19 protein-coding genes, 1 tRNA gene and 1 pseudogene are annotated in these 25,098 nt (G+C 67.9%); 13 read left to right on the forward strand and 8 right to left on the reverse strand.

Features of this window, described 5'->3' with window-relative positions; all coding sequences use genetic code 11:
• Positions 1–158 precede the first annotated feature (158 nt).
• Positions 159–329 (reverse strand): hypothetical protein, encoded by a 171-nt coding sequence (locus MRS60_RS06490; RefSeq protein ID WP_174419115.1) that lies wholly within the window; start codon positions 327–329, stop codon positions 159–161.
• 136 nt (positions 330–465) lie between these two features.
• Here MRS60_RS06490 and MRS60_RS06495 point away from each other — a divergent pair, with 136 nt between their 5' ends.
• On the forward strand, positions 466–642 hold the full coding sequence (locus MRS60_RS06495) for a hypothetical protein (protein ID WP_165948090.1): 177 nt from the start codon (positions 466–468) through the stop codon (positions 640–642).
• 19 nt (positions 643–661) lie between these two features.
• On the opposite strand, the gene MRS60_RS06500 is transcribed toward MRS60_RS06495, so the two are convergent.
• The 5 genes from MRS60_RS06500 to MRS60_RS06520 form a co-directional block, all read right to left on the reverse strand.
• Positions 662–2,032, reverse strand: coding sequence for an MATE family efflux transporter (locus tag MRS60_RS06500; protein WP_243565409.1), 1,371 nt, complete (start codon positions 2,030–2,032; stop codon positions 662–664).
• A 10-nt stretch (positions 2,033–2,042) separates the two neighbouring features.
• Complete coding sequence (locus tag MRS60_RS06505) at positions 2,043–2,366, reverse strand: DUF2288 domain-containing protein (RefSeq protein ID WP_034183291.1); 324 nt, start codon at positions 2,364–2,366, stop codon at positions 2,043–2,045.
• A 70-nt stretch (positions 2,367–2,436) separates the two neighbouring features.
• Positions 2,437–4,056: an acyl-CoA synthetase gene (locus MRS60_RS06510; RefSeq protein WP_243565410.1), complete on the reverse strand. Its 1,620-nt coding sequence runs from the start codon at positions 4,054–4,056 to the stop codon at positions 2,437–2,439.
• 368 nt (positions 4,057–4,424) lie between these two features.
• Positions 4,425–5,126: a peptidoglycan DD-metalloendopeptidase family protein gene (locus MRS60_RS06515; protein WP_034183293.1), complete on the reverse strand. Its 702-nt coding sequence runs from the start codon at positions 5,124–5,126 to the stop codon at positions 4,425–4,427.
• Between the two features lie 133 nt (positions 5,127–5,259).
• Positions 5,260–6,171, reverse strand: a complete 912-nt coding sequence (locus MRS60_RS06520; protein ID WP_243565411.1) for an aldose epimerase — start codon at positions 6,169–6,171, stop codon at positions 5,260–5,262.
• Positions 6,172–6,650: 479 nt separating this feature from the next.
• Between MRS60_RS06520 and MRS60_RS06525 the strand changes: the two genes are divergently transcribed.
• Positions 6,651–7,481, forward strand: a complete 831-nt coding sequence (locus MRS60_RS06525; protein ID WP_011351628.1) for an undecaprenyl-diphosphate phosphatase — start codon at positions 6,651–6,653, stop codon at positions 7,479–7,481.
• Between the two features lie 183 nt (positions 7,482–7,664).
• A tRNA-Arg gene (locus MRS60_RS06530) sits at positions 7,665–7,741 on the forward strand.
• A 50-nt stretch (positions 7,742–7,791) separates the two neighbouring features.
• On the opposite strand, the gene glmS is transcribed toward MRS60_RS06530, so the two are convergent.
• Both glmS and MRS60_RS06540 read right to left on the reverse strand, forming a co-directional pair.
• Positions 7,792–9,609 (reverse strand): glutamine--fructose-6-phosphate transaminase (isomerizing), encoded by a 1,818-nt coding sequence (gene glmS / locus MRS60_RS06535; protein WP_243565412.1) that lies wholly within the window; start codon positions 9,607–9,609, stop codon positions 7,792–7,794.
• A 49-nt stretch (positions 9,610–9,658) separates the two neighbouring features.
• Positions 9,659–10,753, reverse strand: coding sequence for a hypothetical protein (locus tag MRS60_RS06540; RefSeq protein WP_034183304.1), 1,095 nt, complete (start codon positions 10,751–10,753; stop codon positions 9,659–9,661).
• Between the two features lie 1,314 nt (positions 10,754–12,067).
• Here MRS60_RS06540 and wecB point away from each other — a divergent pair.
• From wecB to MRS60_RS06590, 10 genes and pseudogenes are all read left to right on the forward strand, one after another.
• Positions 12,068–13,285 (forward strand): non-hydrolyzing UDP-N-acetylglucosamine 2-epimerase, encoded by a 1,218-nt coding sequence (wecB, locus tag MRS60_RS06545; RefSeq protein WP_105390643.1) that lies wholly within the window; start codon positions 12,068–12,070, stop codon positions 13,283–13,285.
• A 555-nt stretch (positions 13,286–13,840) separates the two neighbouring features.
• Complete coding sequence (locus MRS60_RS06550; protein ID WP_034183306.1) at positions 13,841–14,302, forward strand: (2Fe-2S)-binding protein; 462 nt, start codon at positions 13,841–13,843, stop codon at positions 14,300–14,302.
• Positions 14,299–16,623, forward strand: a complete 2,325-nt coding sequence (locus tag MRS60_RS06555) for a xanthine dehydrogenase family protein molybdopterin-binding subunit (RefSeq protein WP_217590378.1) — start codon at positions 14,299–14,301, stop codon at positions 16,621–16,623. Before MRS60_RS06550 ends, MRS60_RS06555 begins: the two co-directional genes overlap by 4 nt.
• Before the next feature lie 79 nt (positions 16,624–16,702).
• A pseudogene (locus MRS60_RS06560) lies at positions 16,703–16,846 on the forward strand (class II aldolase); the annotation flags it as partial.
• Between the two features lie 102 nt (positions 16,847–16,948).
• Positions 16,949–18,778 (forward strand): acyl-CoA dehydrogenase, encoded by a 1,830-nt coding sequence (locus MRS60_RS06565; RefSeq protein WP_243565414.1) that lies wholly within the window; start codon positions 16,949–16,951, stop codon positions 18,776–18,778.
• A 148-nt stretch (positions 18,779–18,926) separates the two neighbouring features.
• Entirely contained in the window at positions 18,927–19,916 is a 990-nt protein-coding gene (locus MRS60_RS06570; protein WP_243565415.1) for an NADPH:quinone oxidoreductase family protein, read from the forward strand.
• 231 nt (positions 19,917–20,147) lie between these two features.
• A complete protein-coding gene (locus MRS60_RS06575) occupies positions 20,148–22,238 on the forward strand; it encodes a TonB-dependent receptor (protein ID WP_243565605.1) in 2,091 nt (696 codons plus the stop codon).
• Between the two features lie 29 nt (positions 22,239–22,267).
• The gene (locus MRS60_RS06580; RefSeq protein ID WP_081938554.1) at positions 22,268–23,035 is read left to right on the forward strand and encodes an ABC transporter ATP-binding protein; all 768 of its coding nucleotides are present in this window, start codon (positions 22,268–22,270) and stop codon (positions 23,033–23,035) included.
• On the forward strand, positions 23,032–24,024 hold the full coding sequence (locus tag MRS60_RS06585; protein ID WP_243565416.1) for an ABC transporter substrate-binding protein: 993 nt from the start codon (positions 23,032–23,034) through the stop codon (positions 24,022–24,024). Before MRS60_RS06580 ends, MRS60_RS06585 begins: the two co-directional genes overlap by 4 nt.
• Positions 24,021–25,061 carry a FecCD family ABC transporter permease gene (locus MRS60_RS06590; RefSeq protein ID WP_217590383.1) on the forward strand — a complete coding sequence of 347 codons (1,041 nt, stop codon included), beginning with the start codon at positions 24,021–24,023 and terminating at the stop codon, positions 25,059–25,061. Before MRS60_RS06585 ends, MRS60_RS06590 begins: the two co-directional genes overlap by 4 nt.
• Positions 25,062–25,098 lie beyond the last annotated feature (37 nt).

Genomic DNA, 25,098 nt, shown 5'->3' on the forward strand with positions numbered 1-25,098 from the left:
GTGCGGCAGCCTGCCGCGCGACGGCGTTCGTGTATTCGGTCAACGTGTGTGTATCCGGCCCTGTTAATTTCGACGATGCGCGGTTCCTGCCGTGCCACGGGATGGCACGTTCGCGAGCGGCCCGGGTTCGACACGGGCCGGACGGCGGGGCGGCTCGCTTAGTGCTTGCGCCGCCAGTCGAGCAGGTGGTGTTCCGCCATCCAGTGGTGGATCATCCCTTCGCCGTCATGGCTGCGCTTGTATTCGCGCGCCTCGAAGTACGACAGCGCGGCCAGCACCATCAGGCCGATGAATAGGCCGATCAGGCCCGCAATTTCCTCAGACGACATGGCAGCCTCCTTTCCACGGCACAGCGCCATGCGTACATAGTAGGACATGCGCGGCGCGACCCCGAAACCGGATTTCCGCTAGACTCGGCGCGGTCCTGGCGCGCGATGGGCGCGCCGATTTCCGGAGCCATACCCGATGACCCGTTTCATGCTGGCCGTGCTGGCCGCAGCACTTCTCGCCGGCTGCACCAGCGACCCTCGTCAGGCCCGCCGCGGCCACCCGCCGGAAGATCCGGCCGACTATCACGGCGTGCCGACCGACATGACGCCGCCTTCGATGCTCGACGCGCCGCCGCCGAAGCCCGTGCAGTAACGGTCGGCCTGGACGGCTGTCAGGCGCGTGCGGCGTGCGCGTCGGCGCCGATGCGCCGCAACAGCCCCGGCAGATAGCGCGCGAGCGTCGCGCCGCGCGCGGCCATGAACAGCAGCAGCGCGAACCAGAGGCCGTGATTGCCGAATGTGCCGACGGCGGCGAGCGTGGCCGCGATGAAGATCGAGAACGACACGACCATCGCGCGCATCAGCGATTGCGTCTGCGTGGCGCCGATGAACACGCCGTCGAGCAGAAAGCCCCAGACGGACACGATCGGCGAGATCGCGGCCCACGGCAGGTAGCGCAGCGCGACCGCGCGGATCTCGGCCTGATCGGTCAGCCGCGCGACGATCCAGCCGCCGCCGGCCCAGTAAACGAACGCGAACAGCAGCGCGCCGAGTGCCGACCAGAACAGCGTGACGCGCACGGCTTGCCGGAATGCGCGGCGGTCGCGCGCGCCGGCTGCCGCGCCGACGAGCGCCTCGGCCGCATGCGCGAAGCCGTCGAGGCCGTACGCCATGAAGGTCTGGAAATTCAGCAGCAGCGCGTTCGCCGCGAGCGTCGCGTCGCCCTGTTTCGCGCCGAGGTGCGCGAACCAGCCGAATGCGCCGAGCAGGCACAGCGTGCGCAGGAAGATGTCGCGATTGAGCGCGATCAGCCGCTTGAGCGCCGCGCGGTCGGCGAGCGCACGCGCGGCGATTGGCCCGAGGCCGCGCGGCCGTAGCCGCCACAGCATCCACGCGCCGAGCGCGAAGCCGCACGCGTCCGCGGTGGCAGTTGCGGCGCCGATGCCGGCGATGCCCCAGCCGAAGCCATACACGTAGAGCAGCACGGCGCCGATGTTCACCGCATTGATGAACACCTGCGCGACCAGCGCGAGCCGGACGCGCTGCACGCCGAGCAGGTAGCCGAGCACGACGTAGTTCGCGAGCGCGAACGGTGCGCTCCAGATCCGCGCATGGCTGTACGAGAGCGCCGTCGCGCGGACGGCATCGCTGCCGCCGAGCGCGGTCAGCGCGAACGACAGCAGCGGCACTTGCAGCGCGAGCACCGCGGCACCGAGCGCGAATGCGACGATCAACGCGCGCAGCAGGTTCAGGCGGATACTGGCATCATCGCCGGCGCCGTGCGCCTGTGCGACGAGGCCGGTCGTCCCCATCCGCAGGAAGCCGAAGCCCCAGAACACGAAATTGAAGAACAGCCCGCCGAGCGCGACGCCGCCGAGATACTGCGCGCCGTCGAGGTGGCCGGCGACGGCCGTGTCGACGGCGCCGAGGATCGGCTGGGTCAGGTTCGCCAGGACGATCGGGAAGGCGAGCGCGAGGACGCGCCGGTGCGTGACGGTGGCCGAACCCGTGCCGGCCCCGTGCGGTAACGCGGATTCGGACATGGCGGACGCGTCAGGCGCGTTCCTGCACGCAGACCCATGGCGACACGACGACCGCCCACAGCTCCGGGTTGCGCGCCGCGTAGTCGGCCGCGGTTTCGGCCGGCATGCGCGCGACGAGGCCGGCAGACAGCCAGCGCGTGACCTGTTCGGCTTCGTCGCCGGCGATCGCTTCCGCGACGCTGACGAGATCGAGGTCGCGCGCGACGGACAGCAGCTTGCCCTGCGCGAAGAAGCGCTCGAGATCGCACCAGTCGATCTTGGCGGTCTCGCCGAGGAGTTTGGCGTAGAGCGGGCTGTGCGACGCGCCCGCGGCGGATTGGCGTTCAGAGGACATCGGTTTTTTGGAAAGACTGCGTGGCGCCACTATAAACCATCCGGCCGGCGGCCCGAGCGAGGGCGGGCGGCTACGCGTCGCGCAGCGCGCGGCGCACGATCTTGCCGGTCGCGGTCATCGGCAGGCTGTCGACGAACGCGATCGCGCGCGGATACTCGTGCGCGGCGAGGCGTGTGCGTACATGTGCCTGCAATGCGCTGACGAGCGCATCGTCGCCGACGTGGCCGGGGTTCAGCACGACGAACGCCTTGACGATCTCGGTGCGCGTCGCGTCGGGTACGCCCACGACGGCCGCCATTCGCACCGCCGGATGCGTGAGCAGGCAGTCCTCGATCGGGCCCGGGCCGATCCGGTAGCCGGCGCTCGTGATCACGTCGTCGTCGCGGCCGACGAAGCGCACGAAGCCGTCGGTGTCGATTACGCCCGTATCGCCGGTGAGCAGGTAGTCGCCCGCGAACTTGTCGCGGGTCGCGCCGGGATTGCGCCAGTATTCGACGAACATCACCGGGTCGGGGCGGCGCACCGCGATGCGGCCTTCGACGCCGGGCGGCAGCGGCGTGCCGTCCGCGCCGACGATCGCGACCACGTGACCGGGCACCGCCTTGCCGATCGCGCCCGGTTGCGCATCGAACAGCGCCGCGCACGACGACAGCACCATGTTGCATTCGGTCTGCCCGTAGAACTCGTTGATCGTCACGCCGAGCGCGTCGCGTCCCCAGGCCGTCAGCTCGGTGCCGAGCGATTCCCCGCCGCTCGCGACCGATTTCAGCGACAGCGCGTAGCGTTCGCGTGGTGCCGCGACGGTACGCATCAGCTTCAGCGCGGTGGGCGGCAGGAACGCGTGGGTCACGCCGTGCCGTGCCATCAGCGCGAACGCCGCGTCGCCGTCGAATTTCTCGAAGCGGCGGGCGAGCACGGGCACGCCGTGATGCCAGGACGGCAGCAGCACGTCGAGCAGACCGCCGATCCACGCCCAGTCGGCGGGCGTCCAGAACAGGCGCGCATCGCGCGGGAAGCATTGCTGCGACATCTCGACGCCCGGCAGGTGGCCCAGCAGCACGCGATGCGCGTGCAGTGCGCCTTTCGGTTTGCCGGTCGTGCCGGACGTATAGATGATCACCGCCGGATCGTCGGCGGCCGTATCGGCCGGTTCGAAGTCGGGCGTTTCGGCGGCCAGCGCCGCGTCGTAGTGCAGCACGCCCGGCGCGTCGGGCGCATCGTCGCCGACGCAGTAGACGGTATGCAGTGCCGGCAGTTGCGCACGCAGCGGCGCGATTTTCGCGTAGCCGGCCGCGTCGGTGACGAGCGCGGATGCTTCGCTGTTCGCGAGCCGGTATTCGAGCGCATCGACGCCGAACAGCGTGAAGAGCGGCACCGCGATCGCGCCGAGCTTGTATGCGGCGAGATGCGCGATGGCCGTTTCGGGGTCCTGCGCGAGAAAGATGCCGATCCGGTCGCCGCGTCGCAGGCCGGCGCGCGCAAAGCTGTTCGCGAGCCGGTTAGAAGCATTCCTCAGGTCGTCGAACGTGAGTCGAATCACGTCGCCTTGCGCGGTTTCGTGGATCAGCGCGAGGCGCCCGCTGCCGTCGGCCCATTTGTCGCAGACGTCCACGCCGATGTTGTAGCGGGCCGGAACGGCCCAGCCGAAGCGGGAGAGCAGGTCGTCGTAGCGGTCGGCGGCGGGCAGCATCGCTTAGTCTCCTGGGTGTCGAACGTGGCGTCGGGCGAACGGATTACATCAGGGTTTCATGTAGACGAATCGACAATGGTGACTGCTGATAGGGAATGTTCGGGCTCGTCCGACAGCCACGGCTCAGTGCACGATTCCACAATGACGCATAAGATCACGACACAACAGTGATAGGACCATGGATTTGCTTCTGATTGCTGCGGGGTTCAGCCTGATCGGAATCGGCGCGTTGGTGGCGTTTGCCCGTCACGTCGATCCGCTGTCCGGCCGGTTTACCGGCCGTCTGCGCAAGCGCTGATTCGACCTTCCCGATTTTGCCCGAGACGGCACGCGATGCGCATCGGCATCGCGCGCCGGCTGTCGCGCGCTCAGCGCGCGGGCAGGTAGCGTGACGGATCGATCGAGCGACCGCCGTAGCGCAACTCGAAATGCAGCGCGACGCGATCGCTGTCGCTGTTGCCCATCTCCGCGATCGACTGCCCCTGCGTGACCGACTGGCCTTCCTTCACCAGCAGCGCGCGGTTGTGCGCGTATGCGGTCAGGTAGTCGGCGTTGTGCTTCAGGATGATCAGGTTGCCGTAACCGCGCAGCCCGTTACCCGCATAGACCACGACGCCCGGCGCAGCCGCGATCACCGGCGTGCCCGGCGAGTTCGCGATGTCGATACCCTTGGATTTCGAGCCGTCGAACGTGCGGACCACATTGCCGGCCGCCGGCCAGACCAGCGAAATGCTCGTGGCCGGCTTGACGGCCGATTCGACCGGCGCGGAAGGCGCGGGGCGGGCGCGACCCGCGCTGCCGGTGCCGGTGGTCGACGGCGTCGATGCGGTGGTCGTGCCGGGCGGCGGCGCGACGCGCAGCACCTGGCCGACTTCGATCGCATCGGGGTTCGTCATCTGGTTCCAGCGCACGATGTTCTGCACCGACGTGCGGTTGTCGCGCGCGATCTTGTAGAGCGTATCGCCGCGCTCGACGCGATAGAACCCGGGGCCGACAGGCGCGGAGCCGCACGCGACGAGCAGGGCGGCGCAGGCGGCTGCAAAGAGTCGCTTCGTTGTTGTTCCGAACATTGAACCTCGCAAGACCCTGCCGCGCACGACGCGGCAGGCAACACAAAACGTCCGATTTTAACGGGTTCGACCCGCGCACCGCAGTTTGGGGCCTCGGTCGAGGTCATCGCGCGCCGTTTCGGCGCGCCCGTTGTCAGCCTGCGAGCGGGATCACGCGAATCCGCAGCGTGGCCGATTCGGTCGCGCCGGGCGCGAGCATGCGCAGCCCGAGGCCGTTGTGGATCGCATCCGGCAGGCCGAGCCACGGCTCGACGCAGTAGAAGTCCGAATCCGGCTTTTCGGTCCAGGTCGTGACCGCGTACCACGGGATCGAGCCCGGCACGTCGAGCGCGATCTCGATCGTACGGCCGCGGCCCGGCATCACGATGCGAACCGGCGCGGACGGCTTACCGTCGAGGCAGTGGAAGCGATCGAGGATGTCCGGATCGTCGAGGCGGTAACGCGTTTCACCGGGTTCGAGCCGGCTGATCGAGCCGTCTGCGCGTTGCTGGCAGATGCGAGTCGGCGGCAGCTCGAGTGTCGTGTCGGCACGTTCGCCGTGCGGCAACGCGAAATAGAAGTGGTGGCCCGCGTAGTAGGGCAGCGGTGTATCGCCGCGATTGGTCGTCGTGAGCGCGACTTCGAGCGTATGCGCGTCGGCCAGCCGGTAGGTCGTTTCGAACCGGAAATCGAACGGGTAGCTCGCGCGCAGCGCATCGTTCGCGTCGAGCGTCATCGACAAGGCGGCGCCGTCGGCCGACGGATGCGCGGCGAACGGCAGGTCGCGCGCGAAGCCGTGCATCGGCAGGTCGCGGACCACGCCGGCGGCGTCGCGCCAGCGGCCGAGTTCGCCGTCGACGCGGTGGCGGCCGAGGAACGGGAACAGCAGCGGATTGCCGCCTCGCACGCGCGCGAGGTTGCTCCAGTCGGCCGTTTCCGGCCAGAAGATGACTGGTTCGCCGTCGACGTGCCATGACAGCAGGCGGCCGCCGAATTGCGGGGCGACCCGGACGAGCGACGGGCCGGCGTGAAGTTCGTGAATGTCGTGTTGCTGGAAGATCGGCATGGCGAATCGGGTTGGGCGGGTGGACGGGACACGGCGCGCTCCATTATCGGGCCGCGGCGGGTCGGGGAAAACCCTTCTCGGGAAATTGCGAGTTTTTAACACTGCCAACGGTCTGGATAATGCGTCTAAACCGGTGATGTTGCCGGGTCATGACACTTCGTGGAGGGGGCCATGGATCTGGCAATGGCAATGGGACTCGCACTGTTCGGCATGTTCACCGGCAGCACGGTATTATTTTTCTATCAGCTCGGCCGCTGACGGCAATTCCTGCCGAAGTCGAAAGGCCCGCCATGCAAATGGCGGGCTTTTTGCTTTCTGTGCGCTTACAAATTGCAAGCGTTTGTGTGCATTGCCGCAATATCCGGCCAAATGCCTTGGCGCAGTAATCCTGGCTCGGCATAATCGGGGCGCGTTTTTTCGGACGCGCATTGCGTCGTCCGTCTTTCTTTCCGCTTAATCTCCACTAAAAGGACCGACGCGTGAGTCTCTGGTTTCTGGTATTCCTGAGCGTCCTGCAGGGCGTCACCGAACTCTTCCCCGTCAGCAGCCTTGGCCATACGCTGCTCGTGCCGGCGCTGTTCGGCATGCATATCGACAAGCACGCGCCGCAACTGCTGCCGTTCCTCGTCGCGCTCCATCTCGGCACCGCACTGGCGCTGCTGTGGTACTTCCGCGCGCGCTGGGTCGCGCTGATCGGCGGTTTCTTCGCGCAGCTCGGCGGCCGCAAGAACGACGACGGGCACCTGATGTGGGCACTGATCATCGGCACGATCCCGACCGGCATCGTCGGGCTGCTCCTCGAGAAGCGCATCGAACGCGTGTTTCACGACCTGCGGATCGTCGCGATCGCGCTGATCGTGAACGGCGTGCTGCTGTGGCTCGGCGATCGCATCCAGCGCAGTCGCGCGCATCAGGCGCCCGAGAAGATGACGTTCAAGCAGGCGTTCTTCGTGGGTCTCGCGCAGATCGGCGCGCTGATTCCGGGCTTCTCGCGTAGCGGGCTGACGATGATCGCCGGCAATGCCGCCGGGTTGACGGCCGAGAAGGCGGCGGAGTTCTCGTTCCTGCTCGGCACGCCGATCATCTTCGCGGCGGGCGTGCTCGAACTGCCGAAGCTGTTCCATGCGCGCGACCAGCTCGCCGATGCGCTGCTCGGCGGCGTGCTGACGGCGATCGCCGCGTACCTGAGCGTGCGGTTCCTGATGCGCTATTTCGAAGGGCGCGGCCGGCTCGCGTCGTTCGGCGTGTATTGCGTGATCGCCGGCGTGTTCTGTCTCGGCTGGTTCATGCTGCATCCGCAGCCGGTTTGATGCCGCGATGGCCGGTCTCGCGTGATGTGACGCGATGATCGGGTATAATTTCGGGCTCGGTTCATGCCGGGCCCGTTTTGTTTCGGGGCGTTGAGTTGGGTGGTGCTGTTGCCGCTGTCGTTGCCGTTACTCAAAACCCCGCGCCAAATGCGGTCCGCGTCAGGCCGTGTCTTTTCTCCTCGACCGCCCTTAGCTCAGTTGGATAGAGCAACGGCCTTCTAAGCCGTAGGTCACACGTTCGAATCGTGTAGGGCGGGCCAGTCAGATCCCTTGAAGACCTTCGCAGGCCCACCCCGGTTTACACACCCCATCACTCCACCGTCACCGATTTCGCCAGGTTCCTCGGCTTGTCGATATCCGCACCGCGCAAGCACGCCGCGTGATACGCAAGCAACTGCAACGGCACCACATGCAGGATCGGCGACAACAGCCCGTAATAATCCGGCATCCTCAACACTGACACCCCCTCGCTATTATCGATCCGCGTATCGGCATCGGCGAACACATAAAGCTGCCCGCCGCGCGCTCTCACTTCCTGCATGTTCGACTTCAGCTTCTCGAGCAGCGCATCGTTCGGCGCGATCGTCGCGACGGGCATGGTATGGGTCACGAGTGCCAGCGGCCCGTGCTTCAGCTCGCCCGCTGGATATGCTTCCGCGTGGATATAAGAAATCTCCTTCAGCTTCAGCGCGCCTTCGAGCGCGATCGGGTAATGCAGCCCGCGCCCGAGAAACAGCGCATTCTCGTGCTGCGCAAATTCCGCCGCCCAGCGCTCGATCTGCGGCTCCAGCCCGAGTACGTCGTCGAGCGCGTCGGGCAGCCGCCGCAGCTGCATCGTATAGCGCGCGAGCTGCGCGTCGTCGACATAACCTCGCAGCCGCCCGAGCGTCACGGCGAGGATGAACAGCGCGACGAGCTGCGTCGTGAACGCCTTGGTCGACGCGACGCCGATTTCCGGGCCGGCCCGCGTCAGGAACCGCAGGCCGGTCTGACGCATCATCGCGCTGGTCGGCACGTTGCAGATCGCCAGCGTGTCGATATGGCCGAGCGCCTGCGCGTACTTGAGCGCGGCGAGCGTATCGGCGGTCTCGCCGGATTGCGACACGCTCACAACCAACGTGTTCGGCGTGGCGAGCGCGTCGCTGTAACGGTATTCGCTTGCGATTTCGACCTGCGCGGGCACGCGCGCGATCGTTTCGAGCCAGCGGCGCGCGGTCAGGCCGGAATAGTGACTCGTGCCGCACGCGAGAATCAGCACGTTGTCGATCTGCCCGAACGCCCGCGCGGCGTCAGGGCCGAATACGGCCGGATCGAACAGGCCCGCATCCGGGATGGTCGCGGCCACCGCCTGCGGCTGTTCGAAAATCTCCTTCTGCATGAAATGCCGGTATGACCCGAGTTCGACCACGCCTTGCACGGAGGAGACGGTCTGTATCGCGCGCTCGACCGGCGCGCCGCTGCGATCGAGCACGCGCACGCCGCCTGCCGTCAACTCGACGACGTCGCCTTCCTCGAGAAAGATAAAGCGGTCGGTGATGCCGGCGAGCGCGAGCGCGTCGGATGCGAGAAAGCATTCGCCGTCCTTCACGCCGACGACGAGCGGGGAGCCGGCCCGCGCGCCGATCAGCCGCTGCGGCTCGTGTTTGCTGAACACGGCAATCGCATAGGCGCCGTGAAGCTGCGACGTCGCATCGCGCACGGCGGCGAGCAGGTCGCCGCGATATTTACTGTGGATCAGGTGAGCGACGACCTCGGTGTCGGTCTGGCCGTCGAACTCGTAGTGCTCGTCTGAAAGTTGCTTGCGCAACGTTTCGTGGTTCTCGATGATGCCGTTGTGCACGAGCGCGATTTCGTCACGCGAGAAGATCGGATGCGCGTTGCAGGTTGCCGGTGCGCCATGCGTTGCCCAGCGGGTGTGCGCGATACCGGTGCTGCCGGTCAGGCCGGTGCTGCGCACGTGTGCGTCGAGATCGGCGACGCGCGACACGCTGCGTTCGCGGCGCGCCTGGCCGTCGACGACCGTTGCGACGCCGCATGAATCGTAGCCGCGATATTCGAGGCGACGCAAACCTTCAATCAGAATCGGGACGATGTCCCGTTGCGCGACCGCGCCGACGATGCCACACATCACACGTCTCCTTCCATTTTGATCATCATGGACCGTGCGCACCCTTGCATCAGCGCGACGCGGTTGCCGTTGGCGTTGCCGTCGCCGTCGTGAATCCGCATTGAGCGGGTGTGACGGGCTCGGCCGTCCTGCTTTCGAATGCCAGATATAGCGACTCCTCCAGTACGTTCCAGTGTGCGCCGTGGCGGTACGGGCCGGATCGCGTATGCCAGCAGGCGACCGTGCTCCGGTCGTTCATCTTGTACGCGACCAGCGCGATCAAGCCCCATGGATAATCGGTGCCGGCGAGTTGCTGCCACGTCCTGCCGTACTTCTTCATCCATTGCGCGTAGATCATCTCGCTAGATTGTTCGGGAACCTGAATATCTGAAAGGAGCGGGAAGATCTGTGCGACTTTCGCCGGATAAAAGCTCGTACCGCCGATTCGCTGCGTGCTTGCGCGAAAACCGGATTGAGTGCCGAGCCAGAACACCTTCAGGATCGCCGACGCGAGCTGGTCGGCGCGCTGGCTCCACGGGCCCGCGTGCATGTAGTCGGCGCGCCGGACGTAGTACGCCGCGAGCGCCCGGAACGCGCTGTGTACCTCGACGTTGTCCATCAGCAGCGCGACGTGCAGCGACGACGAGATCTGATAGACGCCGGCAGGCTTGTCGAGCAGGGTGTCCAGATGCGCGCCTGCGCGGCTCAGGCTGAGTGCCCATGCGGCAGGCATGCCGTCGGGCGGTGCGAAACGGGCGAGCAGTTCGATCCAGGTCGCCATCATCGCGTCGTCGGCATCCGCTTCGGCGCATGGGCTGTACTGGCCGTTCTTCACACAGTAGCGATCGAAGCCGCCGTCCAGACGCTGGCGCGGCAACAGCCAGGCGATCCATGCGAGTGCGGCCTGATGCGCGTCGAGTCGCGCATCGGAGGCGGCGAGCAGCGCCTTCGCCGCGAAATAAGGATCGATGCCGGCACCGTTCAGGCGCACGGTGATCGCTCCGTCGGGGCGCTGGTACAGCCCGTTGAGCAGGAGTTCGGCGGCGTTCGCGTGCAGCGCGAAGCCGCACGCGGCGACACAGCAGGCGACGCGCCACAGGCGGCGCAGCCGGGCGGCAGCTGCCACGCATGCGCGTACAGCCGGGAAAAGCGCGGGCCGGTTCATGATCGGGGGCTCCTGCGCGGTGGTCCTTCGCAATCGTCGCCGGGTGCGGCGTTGGCCGCGTCGCGCCTGGCGAGCGTGTCGACGTTGTGGCTCAGTACACCCTGGTGCTGGTGAACGTGAGGCTGGTGCCGCTATTCGCGGTCGGGAGCCGGTTCGTCGCATGAGCGCTTGAGGCGGCCCGCGGATCGCGCGGATGTCGACGGGAAACGACGGCACGTTCGTCGCGCAGGGGCGGCTGTCGTTCGCCCCGGGCGGACGCGTCGCGTCGCCTCCCGGCTTCGGTGCTTCGGCGCCTCCGTCTGTCCGCTGTCGTGCGAGTACTTCGGGACACACCTGTCCGGTATTAAGCAAGGCGTGAGCCATCGGCCGCGATGCACCGCGCAGCAAGGGGCGGGAGGGCAAGCTGCGAATGCGGACCGGGCGTCGGCGGCGGGTTTTGATTCACCGACGAATCAGCTTGTGCGCAAGCGGTGCGACCGCTCGCGGTCGACGTTGCGGCCTGCGCGCGTCATGCGGCGTGCGATTCGTCTGCCGAACCGGTGCCGCCTTGCCGGATGCGGCTTTGCGCGGTCGGCGCATCATGCGCCATTCGCTGCGTATGCATGGGCCGGGAAGCAGGGGCACTGCCCGCTGCCGCGAGCGCCGGATGGACCGGATTCAGATGCACCCGCCGGTTCCGGATTTGCGTTACACATTCGCAACATTTCCCTCCCGCCGACTCAGGCGGCGCGAACGACGCTGCATGTCGGGAAATCCTCCGTTCATGACCGTGGCCGAGCGGTGGATTGCTCGCCGCGCACTGCACAGACAAAGGTTGCGAATCGAGGCAACGCAAAGCGTTTCGAAGGATGCGTGAGGCCCCGGGGCGCAATGGGCGCTCGACATGAATTCGTTATTTAGCGGACGACGTCGCCGGATGGATCGTGCGACCGACCGGGTGTTTACCCATGCCGCGCTCGCCGGGCGATGCGACGCTCGTAGCAATTGTGAAACATTCCGCACGTGCGGCATGTGCGCCGCGTGCGCCGAGCGAACCGGACCAGGCCGCAGGGCGGTTGGTTTGAATATTGCTGTAGTGGTAGTGACGTGACGCACGGCCCAGCGAGGAACGACTCATGACGTGACCGATCAAGTGCAACGGGACGCCGGTAGTACGACGATTCGCGTGGCGGAGACCGCGCGGACAGGACGGCGCGCTCGCCCCGCGACATCGCTACGCGTTGATCGCGTGCGAGTCCGGGAGGCGCCGCCTGAATACATGCTTCGCGCCACGAGCAGGGTCATTCGGCGCGAAGCGGCTAAACGAGGATAACGATGAAAAAGATCTTGCTTGTGTTCGGGACTCGGCCGGAGGCCATCAAGATGGCGCCGCTGGTGCGCGCGCTGAAGGCGCAAACGGATGTCGACGTCAAGGTATGCGTGACCGCGCAGCATCGGGAAATGCTCGATCAGGTGCTGACGTTGTTCGACATCAAGCCCGACTACGATCTCGACCTGATGCGTCAAAGTCAGACGCTGACCGACGTGACGACCGGTATTCTTCAGGCGATCGGCGTGGTCTTCGACGAATTGCGCCCGGATGTCGTGCTGGTGCACGGCGATACGACGACCACACTCGCGGTCAGTCTCGCGGCGTTCTACCGCTACCTGCCGGTCGGGCACGTGGAGGCCGGTTTGCGCAGCGGGGACATCTGGTCGCCGTGGCCGGAGGAACTGAATCGCCGTGTGACCGACGCGGTATCGTCGTGGCATTTCGCGCCGACCGGGAAGGCACGCGACAACCTGCTCAGCGAGGGCGTGCCGGGGGGCGCGGTCGTGCTGACCGGCAACACCGTGATCGATGCGCTGCACGAGGTCAAGCGCATGCTGGACCACAACGCGGAGCTGACGGAAAAGGTTGCCGCGAGTTTTCCGTTCCTCGAACCGTCGCGTCGTGTCGTGCTGATCACCGGCCATCGCCGCGAGAGCTTCGGCGAGCCGTTCCGGCATTTCTGCGAGGCGTTGTGCACGCTCGCGAACCGCTATCGCGATGCGCAGTTCGTCTATCCGCTGCATATGAACCCGAACGTGCGGGAGCCGGCGCGCGCGCTGCTCGGCGGCGTGCCGAACATTTACCTGATCGAGCCGCAGGAATATCTGTCGTTCGTATTCCTGATGTCACGCGCGCATTTCATCATCACCGATTCGGGCGGGATTCAGGAGGAAGGGCCGGCGCTGGGCAAGCCGGTGCTTGTCACGCGCGACACGACCGAGCGGCCCGAAGCGATCCAGGCCGGCACCGCGCGGCTCGTCGGCACCAATCAGGAGCGGATCGTCTGGGAGGCGTCGCGGTTGTTCGACAACGAGAGAGCATACGAGGAAATGTCGCGTGCGAGCAATCCGTATGGCGACGGGCATGCGAGCGAGCGGATCGTTCACGCGCTGATGCGTACGCCGGGGGCGACCGCGAAGACGACGAGTTTTTCGATGGGTGCCGCGGAAATGCCGTATAACGCGCTTACGCTGGGGTTACAGGCGTTGAGGTCGCGATGAACGTGATCGGGCGGTAGAGTCCGAACCGTTCGATGCGGTCGTGCGAAGGTCCGGTCCGGCCGGGAGGCCGGCCGGACCTTTGCATTTGCGCGATTTCGCGATCGACAATTTCCTGTTTCTCGGCCTGTTGATCGCGCTGGGCGGCGTGCGAGAACGAGAAAGAAACGCCTTCCGCCGCGCATCGCGACGCTGATACACAAGTAACCTGCGACGTCACCGACAGGCATGACCCGTCGCAACATTCCTTTCCCGTCTGAACTTCCTTTCCCGATTGCCTAAAACTCTCGAATCGCCTCGATCCGACGGCAAATTCGAAATGGTTCGATAATGCGATCGGCGATCCATGCGGACGAGCGGTTGACCGGGATGTCATCGAAAGGTTGCGAAGGCAACCGGACGACAGCCTCGTTTGCGGCATCGGCCCGATCGTGTCTGCAGGCGACACGATCCACGAAACGGCGCCACGCCTGCCTGGTTGTTCGGAATGTGCGCCGCGCCGTTCGAATCCCCACTCGATGCCTGTCCGACGCGGGCGTCGCAACCAGGAGGTGAACGATGATCACGCTGACCGTCAACGGTAGCGAACAGCATTTCGACGGCAATCCCGACATGCCGTTGCTCTGGTACCTGCGCGATGTCCTCGGCGAAACCGGCACCAAGTTCGGCTGCGGCATGGCGCTGTGCGGCGCGTGCACCGTGCATCTCGACGGCGTCGCGATCCGTTCGTGCATCACGCCCGTCGCGGCCGCTTCCGGCAAGCGCGTGACGACGATCGAGGGACTGTCGACGGACCTGACGCATCCGCTGCAGCAGGCATGGCAGGAACTGAACGTCGCGCAATGCGGCTACTGCCAGTCCGGGCAGATCATGCAGGCCGCGTCGCTGCTGAAGACGAATCCGCACCCGAGCGACGCCGACATCGACGATGCGATGTCCGGCAACATCTGCCGCTGCGGCACCTATACGCGCATCCGCGCGGCAATCCGGCTGGCCGTGCGCCGCGGAGGTGCCGCATGAGCGCACCCGAACTCTCCGTCCACAACGAAAGCCGCCGCGCGCTGCTGCTCGGCTTCGCATCCGGCGGGCTGCTGCTCGCGTTCGGCGTGCCGTCGCTCGCGCGCGCGGCCGTGCCGGTGCAGCCGCCCGTCAGCGCGAATCCGCAATACGGCGGCGCCGGGATGCCGCACGGGCTGCGCGACGATCCGCACCTGTTCGTTGCGATCGCAACGGACGGCACCGTCACCGTGACCTGCATCCGCTCCGAGATGGGGCAGGGCGTGCGCACGAGCGTCGCGCTCGTGGTGGCCGATGAACTCGGTGCGGACTGGGCGCGCGTGAAGGTCGCGCAGGCAGTCGGCGACGAGCCGCGCTACGGCAACCAGAACACCGATGGCTCGCGCAGCCTGCGGCAGAGCTTCGCCGCGCTGCGCCGCGCGGGTGCGGCCGCGCGCACGATGCTCGAGCAGGCTGCCGCGACGGCGTGGGGCGTCGATGCACGCCAGGTCAAGGTGACGGTGCACGAAGTCGTCGACACGAAGAGCGGGCGCAAGCTCGGCTTCGGCGAGCTCGCGGCGAAAGCGGCCGCGCTGCCGGTACCGGATCCCGCCACCGTGACGCTGAGGGCGCCGGCCGAATTCCGCTATATCGGCAAGGGCAAAACCGCATTGATCGACGGCCGCGACATCGTCGGCGGCCGTGCGCACTACGGGATCGACACGCGGCTCGATGGCATGCTGTATGCGGTCGTTGCGCGACCGCCGGCCTATGGCGATACGGTGGCGTCGTTCGACGCATCGGCCGCCGAGAAGCTGCCGGGCGTCGTCAAGGTCGTGCAGCTCGCGTCGACGGCGCTGCCGTCCGGCTTCCAGCCCCTCGGCGGCGTAGCCGTCGTCGCGCGCGACACGTGGACGGCCATCCAGGCGCGTGCGCAATTGAAGATCGACTGGAAGCACGGGCCCAACGCGAACTACGATTCGGCCGCGTATCGCAAGACGCTCGAAGCGGCCGCCGCGCAGCCGGGCGACGTGATCCGCAGCGACGGCGACGCGGCCACGGCGCTCGCCGGCGCCGCGAAACGCGTGCGCGCGACGTACTACATCCCGCATCTCGCGCACGCGACGATGGAGCCGCCCGCGGCCGTCGCACGCGTGGCGGACGGCCGCTGCGAAGTATGGGCCTGCACGCAGGCGCCGCAGACCACGCGCGACGAGATCGCGAAGGCGCTCGGGCTGCCGACGGAGCACGTGACGGTCAACGTGACGCTGCTCGGCGGCGGTTTCGGCCGCAAGTCGAAACCGGACTACGTGGTGGAGGCGGCGCTGCTGTCGAAGGCGGTCGGCGCGCCGGTCAAGCTGACGTTCACGCGCGAGGACGACATCGCGCACGACTATTTCCACGCGGTGTCGCTCGAAGCGTTCGACGGCGGGATCGATGCGTCGGGGAAAGTGGTCGCGTGGCAGCATCGCACGGTCGCGCCGTCGATCCAGTCGACCTTCAGGGCCGGCGTCGTGCACGAGCAGCCTGGCGAACTCGCGCAAGGGATCGCGGATCTGCCGTTCGCGATTCCGAACGTGCGGATCGAGAATCCGGCCGCGCAAGCGCACACGCGGATCGGCTGGTTCCGCTCGGTCTACAACATCCCGCATGCGTTCGGAGTCCAGAGCTTCGTGTCGGAGCTTGCACACGCGGCCGGCCGCGACCCGAAGGATTTCCTGCTCGAGCTGATCGGGCCCGCACGGCGTTTCGAGCCGCACATCACGGTGAAGAACGTGAACTACGGCGAGGATCCCGCGCTGTATCCGATCGACACCGGGCGGCTGCGGCGCGTGGTCGAGACGGTCGCGCGCGAAGCCGGCTGGGGACGCAAGCTGCCGAAGGGGCACGGGCTCGGGATCGCCGCGCATCGCAGCTTCGTGTCGTACACGGCCGCGGTGTGCGAGGTGCAGGTCGGTGCGGACGGCAAGATCTCGGTGCCGCGCGTCGACATCGCGATCGACTGCGGGCCGCAGGTCAATCCGGAACGCGTGCGCTCGCAGCTCGAGGGGGCGGTGGTGATGGGGCTCGGCATTGCGCTGCACGGCGAGATCACGTTCAAGGACGGCCATCCTGAACAGAGCAACTTCAACGGCTTCCAGGTGCTGAGAATGAACGAGGCGCCGCGCGAAATCCGCGTGCATCTCGTCGCGCCGGACGACTTTGCGACGCCGCTCGGCGGCGTCGGCGAGCCGGGCCTGCCGCCCGTCGCGCCGGCGCTGACCAACGCGATCTTCGCGGCGACGGGCACGCGCATCCGCAGCCTGCCCGTCGCCGATCAGCTCGCGAAACCGCAGGCGGGTTGACGCAATACCCTCGAGCCGGGCCGCATCGTGCGGCCCGGCTCGCATCAATCCCTGAAATCCCTGAACGAGGCGTGTCGACGTGGCCTCATCCGATGTCGGCCTGAAGCAGGCGGTGTCTCCCGCCGAATGGGATGCACGGGCCAACCCGGCGGCGGCCTGTCGCGTTACCGCGATGTTCGGCTGGGACGATCTGATGTTCACCCACATTTCCGCACACGTGCCCGTCGTTGTTGTTTGCGAACGACCGTGCTAAATTCCTGCCAGCACTTGCAATTACGGATCCATTCATTCGGCTGACAAGGCCGGCACCCTGGGAGACGGCACGATGAGCCTGTTGATGTCGCGACGCGATCTCGCGTTCCTGTTGTACGACTGGCTCGATGCCGAATCGCTCGTCGCGCTGCCGCGTTATGCGGAGCACAGCCGCGAGACCTTCGATGCGGTGCTCGATACCAGCGAGCGGATCGCCGCGGATCTGTTCGCGCCGCACGCAGCGCGCGGCGACCGCGAGGAGCCGCAGTTCGACGGCGAACGCGTGACGCTGATCCCGGAAGTCGAACCGGCCGTGCGAGCGTTCGCGGACGCCGGGCTGATCGCCGCGGGTCACGATGAAGCGCTCGGCGGCATGCGGTTGCCGAAGCTGGTCGAAGCCGCATCGTTCCTGTTCTTCCAGGCCGCGAACATCGCGACAGCCGCCTATCCGTTCCTGACCGTCGCCAACGCGAATCTGCTCGTCGCGCACGGCAGTGCCGCGCAGATCGACGCGTTCGCGCGCCCGGAACTGGAAGGGCGTTTCCTCGGCACGATGTGCCTGTCCGAACCGCAAGCCGGTTCGTCACTGTCCGACATCGCGACGCGCGCGGATTTCGAACGCGATTCGCCGCTGGGCCCGCGCTACCGGCTGACCGGCAACAAGATGTGGATCTCCGGCGGCGAACACGAGCTGGCGGAGAACATCGTCCACCTCGTGCTCGCGAAGATTCCCGACGAACACGGCCGCATGCAGCCCGGCACGCGCGGCATCTCGCTGTTCATCGTGCCGAAGTATCTGTCGGGAACCGACGGCGGCGCACCGGGCGAACGCAACGACGTCGTGCTCGCCGGCCTGAACCACAAGATGGGCTATCGCGGCACGACCAACTGCCTGCTGAACTTCGGCGAAGGCACGCGCTATCGTCCGCTAGGGCGTGCGGGCGCGATCGGCTATCTGGTCGGCAAGCCGAACCATGGCCTCGCATACATGTTCCACATGATGAACGAGGCGCGCATCGGTGTCGGCGCGGGTGCGGTGGCGCTCGGCTACACGGGTTATCTGCACGCGCTCGACTACGCGCGCAACCGGCCGCAGGGGCGTCCGCTCGGGCCGGCCGGCAAGGATGCGGCCGCGCCGCAGGCGCCGATCGTCGAGCATCCGGACGTGCGGCGCATGCTGCTCGCGCAGAAGGTCTATGTCGAAGGCGGCCTCGCGCTGATCCTTTACTGCGCGAAGCTGGTCGACGAAGGGCGCGCGCATGAAGATGCGGCGGTGCGCGCGAATGCCACGCGCCTGCTCGACATCCTGACGCCGATCGCGAAAAGCTGGCCGTCGCAGTGGTGCCTTGCCGCGAACGATCTCGCGATCCAGGTGCACGGCGGCTACGGCTACACGCGCGACTATGCGGTCGAGCGGCTCTATCGCGACAATCGCCTCAATCCGATTCACGAAGGCACGCACGGGATCCAGGCACTCGACCTGCTGGGCCGCAAGGTCGCGCAGGACGACGGTGCATTGCTGCGCGCGCTCGACGCGCGCATCCGCGCAACCGTCGAACGCGCGCGGGCACTGGATGCCGGCACACGCGAGCAGGCCGATGCGCTGGCGCAGCGCTGGGCGCGGCTGTGCGAGCTCACGCAGCAGTTGGGCGCGATCGGCGATCCGCAGAAGCGGCTCGCGAATGCGAGCGTCTATCTCGAAGCGTTCGGCCATCTCGTCGTCGCATGGCTGTGGCTCGACGTGACGCTCGCCGCGCACGGGCATGACGGCGATTTCCACGACGGCAAGCGTGCGGCGGCCCGTTATTTTTTCCGCTGGGAATTGCCGAAGGTGGATGCGCAGCTCGATCTGCTGTCGAGCGTCGACACGACGACGCTCGACATGCACGACGCGTGGTTCTGAATAGTGCCGCGCCGACATTCCGGAATGCTGACGATGTGGCGGATGCCGGTTCAGCCGGCCGCCGCGTATTCGTCGTGAGCCGGCCGTGCGGGCGTATCCCGCAAACCGTACCGATGCCCGGCCACGCCGCGCAAGGAGAGAGAAGAGCATGAAAGCCCTGTTGTGTACCGCATTCGGCCCGATCGACCGCTTGCGCATCGAGGACGTCGCGATTCCCGAACCGGCCGCGGGCCAGGTCCGGATTCAGGTGAAGGCGGCGTCGCTCAATTTCCCCGACGCGCTGATCGTCCAGGGCTTGTATCAGGTGAAGCCGGCGCTGCCGTTCTCGCCGGGCGCCGAGTTCGCCGGCGTGATCGATGCGGTCGGCGAAGGCGTGACCGGGTGGCGGCCCGGCGATTCCGTGGTCGCGTTCACCGGGCACGGCGGGTTCGCGGAACAGTGCGTGGCCGACGTGCGCCAGATCGCCGCGCTGCCGCCGGGCATGTCGTTCGAGCAGGGCGCGGCGCTCGTGCTCGCGTACGGCACGTCGCTGCACGCATTGCAGCAGCGCGCGCGCCTGCAACAGGGCGAGACACTGCTGGTGCTGGGCGCGGCGGGTGGCGTCGGGCTCGCCGCGATCGAGATCGCGAAGGCGCTCGGTGCGCGCGTGATCGCGGCGGCGTCGAGTGCGGACAAGCTGGCGCTGTGCCGCGCAGCGGGCGCCGACGAGACGATCGACTATTCGACCGAAGACCTGCGCCGCCGCGTCGACGAGCTGACCGGCGGGCGCGGCGCCGATGTCGTCTACGATCCGGTGGGCGGCGCATACAGCGAGGCGGCGCTGCGCGCGACCGCGTGGCACGGCCGGTTCCTCGTGGTCGGTTTCGCGGCCGGCGAGATCCCGAAGATCGCACTGAATCTGGCGCTGCTCAAGGAGCGCGACATTCTCGGCGTGTTCTGGGGCGATGCGGTGCGCCGCGACCCGGCGCAGCATGTCGCGAACATGCGCCTGCTTGCCGAATGGTTCGCGGCCGGCAAGGTGCGGCCGGCGATCACCGAGCGTGTGTCGCTGGCCGGCGCGGCCGACGCGATCGCGCGGATGGCGAACCGGCAGGTGAAGGGCAAGGTGGTGATCCTGCCGGACGCAGGCCCAGGCTGACAAAACCCTGACGAAGCAAATTGATATATTGTATCATCTGACGTTTTCGTCGTCGGCCGGCCGTGCCGGGCAACCCGGCCGGCGACGACACCACACGAAGATCGATACGACGTGACGAAATCCAGAAACAACCCGGCGCGCGGGGAGCGGCACCATGCCGCGTCGCGCCGGAACACCGGCGCCTGGCGCGCACGCGCGGCGCGCGGCTGCACGACCCTGCTGGGTTGCGCGATGGCGTCGTCCGGCGCATTGGCTGCCGAAGCGGCAGCGCCCGTACCTGACGACCGGCACGCGTTGCCGGCGATCAGTGTCACCGCGCGCCCGGCGCCGGCCGACCCGTTGACGCAGCCGCTCGAAACGGGCTCGCGGCTCGGGCTGGCGAGCCTCGATACGCCCGCGAGCGTCGAGACGGTCACGGCCGACACGATCGAAGCGCGCGGCGATCGCACGGTGCTCGATGCGGTCACGCGCACGGCAGGGTTCGCGAGCGCGATGGCGCCCGGCAATGGCGGCACCGCGTTGAGCGTGCGCGGCTTCAGCGGCCAGGAATCGGTGATGACGCTGCTCGACGGCGTGCGGCTGATGCCGGCCGCCGGCACGATCACGTTTCCGTTCGATACGTGGTCGGTCGAGCGCATCGAAGTGTTGCGCGGCCCGGCGTCGGTGCTGTACGGCGAAGGGGCGATCGGCGGCGTCGTGAACGTCGTGCCGAAGCGGCCGCAGCGCACGCGCGAGACGACGCTGCAGGTCGGCGCCGGCCCCGACGGCGCGAAGCGCATCGCGTTCGATACGACGGGCGCGCTCGGCCCGCGGCTGTCGTACCGCTTCTACGCGAGCGATGCACGCGCCACCGGTCTCGCCGAGCGGGCCGATACGCATACGACGGCGGTCGGCGGCGCACTGAAGTTCGACGTGAGTCCGCAACTCATGCTGACGCTCGACTACGACTACGGCCGCCAGATGCCGGCGACGTACTATGGCGTGCCCGCGCCGAACGGCGTGCTCGATCCGTCGCTGCGCAAGCTCAACTACAACGTCGGCGATGCGACGATCGCGTACTACGACCAGTGGACGCGCCTGTCGGCCCGCTACCGGCCCACGGCCGGCGTGACGATCGACAACCAGCTTTACTACCTGACGTCGAACCGCCACTGGCGCAACGCCGAATCGTACGCGCTCGACCCTGCGACCGGGCTCGTGACGCGCGGCGACTATCTCGACATCGGCCACCATCAGCGGCAGATCGGCGACCGGCTGAGCGCGCGTTTCGACGGCACGCTGTTCGGCCGCGCGAACCGCTTCGTCATCGGCACGGAGTTCAGCCAGATCACGTTCGACGGCACCAACAATTCGCCGTACGGCGGCGAATCGACGGTGGCCGCACACGGCTTCGATCCCGGCGTGTTCGCGAGCCCCGACCCGACGGTGCCGCAGTTCGGCACGCGTGCGCGGCAGGCCGCGGTATTCGCCGAGAACCGGCTCGACGTGCTGCCGCGGCTCGCGTGGGTGAGCGGCCTGCGTTACGACCACATCGCGTTCCGCCGCGAGCAGGCGGTGACCGGCGCGGGCTTCGACAAGCGCTTCGCGAACGTCGGCTGGCGCACGGGTTTCGTGTTCGAAGTCGCGCCGACACTCAGCGCGTATGCGCAGTACACGACCGGCGCGGAGGGCCTCGGCTCGCTCGTGACGCTGTCCGCGTCGCAGGCGAACTACCGGCTTGCGACCGGCGAACAGTGGGAAGCCGGCGTCAAGCAGACGCTGCTCGACGGCCGCGCGTACTGGACGTTTGCCGCGTACGACATCACGAAGCGCAACCTGCTCAGCACCGATCCGGTCGATCCCGCGCTGCGCCGGCAGGTCGGCCGGCAATCGTCGCGCGGCATCGAGCTGACGGGCGGCGCGCGGCTGCCGCACGGCTGGACGATCGATGCGAACGTCGCGCTGCTGCGCGCGCGCTACGACGCGTTCAACCAGGCGGCTGGCGGTACCACGGTGTCGCGCGCCGGCAACGTGCCGTCCAATGTGCCGCAGCAGACGGCGAACCTGTGGCTCGGCTGGGCGTTCGCCGAGCGCTGGCAGGCGAATGCGGGCGTGCGCTACGTCGGTGCGACATACGGCGACGATGCGAACCGCCTGCAGGTGCCGTCGCACACGGTGTTCGATGCGTCGCTGCGCTGGCAGCCGACGTCGCGCACCGAGCTGGCGCTGTATCTGCGCAATCTCGCGAACCGCACATACGCGGTGACGACGTCGAACGGCGGCGAGCAATGGCTGCTCGGTCCGTCGCGCTCGGCGGAGCTCGTCGCGACGATGCGCTTCTAGTGCGGCGCGGCGAGCCTCCGGTGGCACACATGCTCGAAATCGACCGCGTGAGCTGGTCTCCCGGCGGCGCGATTGCCGTGCTCGATTCGGTGACGCTGAGCGTCGCCGCAGGCGAGTTCGTCGGACTGGTCGGCCCGAACGGCAGCGGCAAGACGAGCCTGCTGCGCTGCGTGTTCCGTTACGCGCGGCCGGATGCGGGCGCTGTCGCACTGGATGCGCAGGACGTGTGGCGCATGCGGCCGCGCGCGGTCGCGCAGCGGATCGCCGTGCTGCAGCAGGAGAGCCCGGACGATTTCGGGCTGACGGTCGACGAACTGGTCGGCATGGGCCGCACGCCGCACAAGCGGCCGTTCGATGCGGAGTCGGCCGACGATCGCCGGATCGTCGAATCCGCGCTGCACGACGTCGGCCTCGCCGAGCGCCGTGCGCAACGCTTCGCGTCTCTATCGGGCGGCGAGAAGCAGCGCGCGCTGCTGGCCCGTGCGCTCGCGCAGCAACCGGAACTGCTGCTGCTCGACGAACCGACCAACCATCTCGACCTGCGTCACCAGCTCGAACTGCTCGCGCGCGTGCGGCGCCTCGGTATCGCGACGCTCGCGACGATTCACGATCTCAATCTCGCGGCCGCGTATTGCGACCGGCTCCATGTGCTCGCACACGGCCGGATCGTCGCGTCCGGCGCGCCGGACGACGTGCTGACCGAAGCGCTGCTGCGCGACGTGTTCGGCGTCGCCGCGCTCGTCGATCGGCATCCCGTCACGGGCCGGCCGCGCATCACGCCGCTTCATCCGGAATGACCGTCATGCCATTACCTTCGTTATCCCTCGTATCCCGCCGATTGGTCGCCGCTGCCGTGCTCGGCGCCGCTGCCGTTCACGCGGGCGCTTATCCCGTCACCGTGCGCAGCTGCGATCGCGACGTGACGTTCGAGCGCGCGCCGACGCGCGCGGTGAGCAACGACGTGAACCTGACGGAGATGATGCTCGTACTCGGCCTGAAAGACCGACTCGTCGGTTATACGGGCATCGGCGGCTGGAAGACGGGCACCGCGCGCGTGCGCGACGCATTGCGCGGCGTGCCCGAACTGGCGAGCCAGTATCCGTCGCTCGAGGTGCTGGCCGCCGCGCGCGCCGACTTCTATCTCGCGGGCTGGAACTACGGAATGCATGTCGGCGGCCAGGTGACGCCCGCGACGCTCGCACCGTTCGGCATTCGCACGTATGAACTCACCGAATCGTGCTCGCACGTGATGAAGCAATCAGCCGCGTCGTTCGACGACGTGTTCCGCGACCTGAACAATCTCGGCCGGATCTTCGGCGTCGACGCGCGCGCCGCACAGGTCGTCGCCGCGATGCGCGCACGTCTCGCGGCGGTGTCGCGCGCGATCGGGCGCCCGGCGCCGCTGCGCGCGTTCGTCTACGACAGCGGCACCGACAAGCCGATGACGGCGGGCGGACTCGCGATGCCGACCGCGCTGCTGGCGGCGGCCGGCGCGCGCAACGTGATGGACGACGTGCCGCGCAGCTGGACGCAGGTGAACTGGGAGAGCGTGGTCGCGCGCGATCCGCAGGTCATCGTGATCGTCGACTATTCGGCGGTGACGGCCGCGCAGAAGCAGCAGTTCCTGCTGAGCCAGCCGGCGCTCGCGCGCGTGGCCGCGATCCGTGAGCGGCGCTTCGTCGTGATTCCGTACGATGCGGCGACGCCGGGCCCCGAGAACGTCGCGGCCGTCGAGACGCTCGCGCGCGCGATGTATCCGGCCGCGTTCGCCGGCCCGGCACGATGAGCGCGGGCGAGCGTGTGTCGCGGCCCCGCATGCGGGTGGTGCTGCCGGCGCTGGCCGTGCTGCTGATCGTGTCGATCGTCGTATCGGCCGCGTTCGGTCCCGCGCCGATCGCGATGCCGGTCGCGGTGCGGATCGTCGCCGCGCATCTCGCGTCGGCGTTCGGCGCTGTCGGCGCGCTCGCGGCGGGCGCGGGCGACGACAGCATCGTGTGGCTGATCCGGATGCCGCGTGCGCTGCTGGCCGCGATCGTCGGCGCGACGCTGGCGGCGGTCGGTGTCGCGTTGCAGGCGGCGACCGCGAACCGCCTCGCCGATCCGCACCTGCTCGGCGTCAGCGCGGGCGCGATGTTCGGCGCCGTCGCGGTCACGGTGGTGGCCGGCGCGGCGTTCGGCCCGTTCACGCTGTCGGCCGCCGCCTTCGCGGGCGCGCTTGCGGCGACCGCGTGCGTCGTCGCGCTTGCTTACCGGCACGGCCGGCTCGAATCGGATCGCTTGCTGCTCGCGGGCGTATCGGTGTCGTTCATGATGGCCGCGTTCGGCAATCTGCTGCTGTACCTCGGCGATCAACGCGCCGCGTCGTCGGTGCTGTTCTGGATGCTCGGCGGCGTCGGGCTCGCGCGCTGGGATCTGCTGCCGGTGCCGGGCGTGTGCGCGGCACTCGCCGGCGGCGCGCTGTATGCGCGACGGCGCGAACTGAATGCGCTGATGTCGGGCGACGTCGCGGCGGCCGCGCTCGGCGTGCCGAGCGCGCGGATGCGGCGCGAGGTGTTTGTCGTCGCATCGTTCGCGACGGGCGCGATGGTCGCGGTGAGCGGCGCGATCGGCTTCGTCGGGCTCGTGACGCCGCATCTGTGCCGTCGCGTCGTCGGTGCCGAGCATGGCAGGCTGCTGCCGGTCGCCGCGCTGACGGGCGCGATCCTGCTCGTGTGGGCCGATGTCGCGGCTCGCACGCTCGCGGCGCCGGAGGATTTGCCGATCGGCATCGTGACCGCATTGTTCGGCAGCCTGTTCTTCGTCGCGCTGCTGCGCCGACGCTGAGCGGCAGCGCACGCACCGGCGGCACCCGGTCCGGCGA

The sequence above is a fragment of the Burkholderia pyrrocinia genome, from assembly GCF_022809715.1.
Taxonomy (GTDB): domain Bacteria; phylum Pseudomonadota; class Gammaproteobacteria; order Burkholderiales; family Burkholderiaceae; genus Burkholderia; species Burkholderia pyrrocinia_C.

Bases quoted from the DNA above. Each gene is read 5' to 3' on its own strand.
- MRS60_RS06490 (WP_174419115.1), bottom strand. From the start codon at position 329: ATGTCGTCTGAGGAAATTGCGGGCCTGATCGGCCTATTCATCGGCCTG.
- MRS60_RS06495 (WP_165948090.1), top strand. From the start codon at position 466: ATGACCCGTTTCATGCTGGCCGTGCTGGCCGCAGCACTTCTCGCCGGC.
- MRS60_RS06500 (WP_243565409.1), bottom strand. From the start codon at position 2,032: ATGTCCGAATCCGCGTTACCGCACGGGGCCGGCACGGGTTCGGCCACC.
- MRS60_RS06505 (WP_034183291.1), bottom strand. From the start codon at position 2,366: ATGTCCTCTGAACGCCAATCCGCCGCGGGCGCGTCGCACAGCCCGCTC.
- MRS60_RS06510 (WP_243565410.1), bottom strand. From the start codon at position 4,056: ATGCTGCCCGCCGCCGACCGCTACGACGACCTGCTCTCCCGCTTCGGC.
- MRS60_RS06515 (WP_034183293.1), bottom strand. From the start codon at position 5,126: ATGTTCGGAACAACAACGAAGCGACTCTTTGCAGCCGCCTGCGCCGCC.
- MRS60_RS06520 (WP_243565411.1), bottom strand. From the start codon at position 6,171: ATGCCGATCTTCCAGCAACACGACATTCACGAACTTCACGCCGGCCCG.
- glmS (WP_243565412.1), bottom strand. From the start codon at position 9,609: ATGTGTGGCATCGTCGGCGCGGTCGCGCAACGGGACATCGTCCCGATT.
- MRS60_RS06540 (WP_034183304.1), bottom strand. From the start codon at position 10,753: ATGAACCGGCCCGCGCTTTTCCCGGCTGTACGCGCATGCGTGGCAGCT.
- wecB (WP_105390643.1), top strand. From the start codon at position 12,068: ATGAAAAAGATCTTGCTTGTGTTCGGGACTCGGCCGGAGGCCATCAAG.
- MRS60_RS06550 (WP_034183306.1), top strand. From the start codon at position 13,841: ATGATCACGCTGACCGTCAACGGTAGCGAACAGCATTTCGACGGCAAT.
- MRS60_RS06555 (WP_217590378.1), top strand. From the start codon at position 14,299: ATGAGCGCACCCGAACTCTCCGTCCACAACGAAAGCCGCCGCGCGCTG.
- MRS60_RS06565 (WP_243565414.1), top strand. From the start codon at position 16,949: ATGAGCCTGTTGATGTCGCGACGCGATCTCGCGTTCCTGTTGTACGAC.
- MRS60_RS06570 (WP_243565415.1), top strand. From the start codon at position 18,927: ATGAAAGCCCTGTTGTGTACCGCATTCGGCCCGATCGACCGCTTGCGC.
- MRS60_RS06575 (WP_243565605.1), top strand. From the start codon at position 20,148: ATGGCGTCGTCCGGCGCATTGGCTGCCGAAGCGGCAGCGCCCGTACCT.
- MRS60_RS06580 (WP_081938554.1), top strand. From the start codon at position 22,268: ATGCTCGAAATCGACCGCGTGAGCTGGTCTCCCGGCGGCGCGATTGCC.
- MRS60_RS06585 (WP_243565416.1), top strand. From the start codon at position 23,032: ATGACCGTCATGCCATTACCTTCGTTATCCCTCGTATCCCGCCGATTG.
- MRS60_RS06590 (WP_217590383.1), top strand. From the start codon at position 24,021: ATGAGCGCGGGCGAGCGTGTGTCGCGGCCCCGCATGCGGGTGGTGCTG.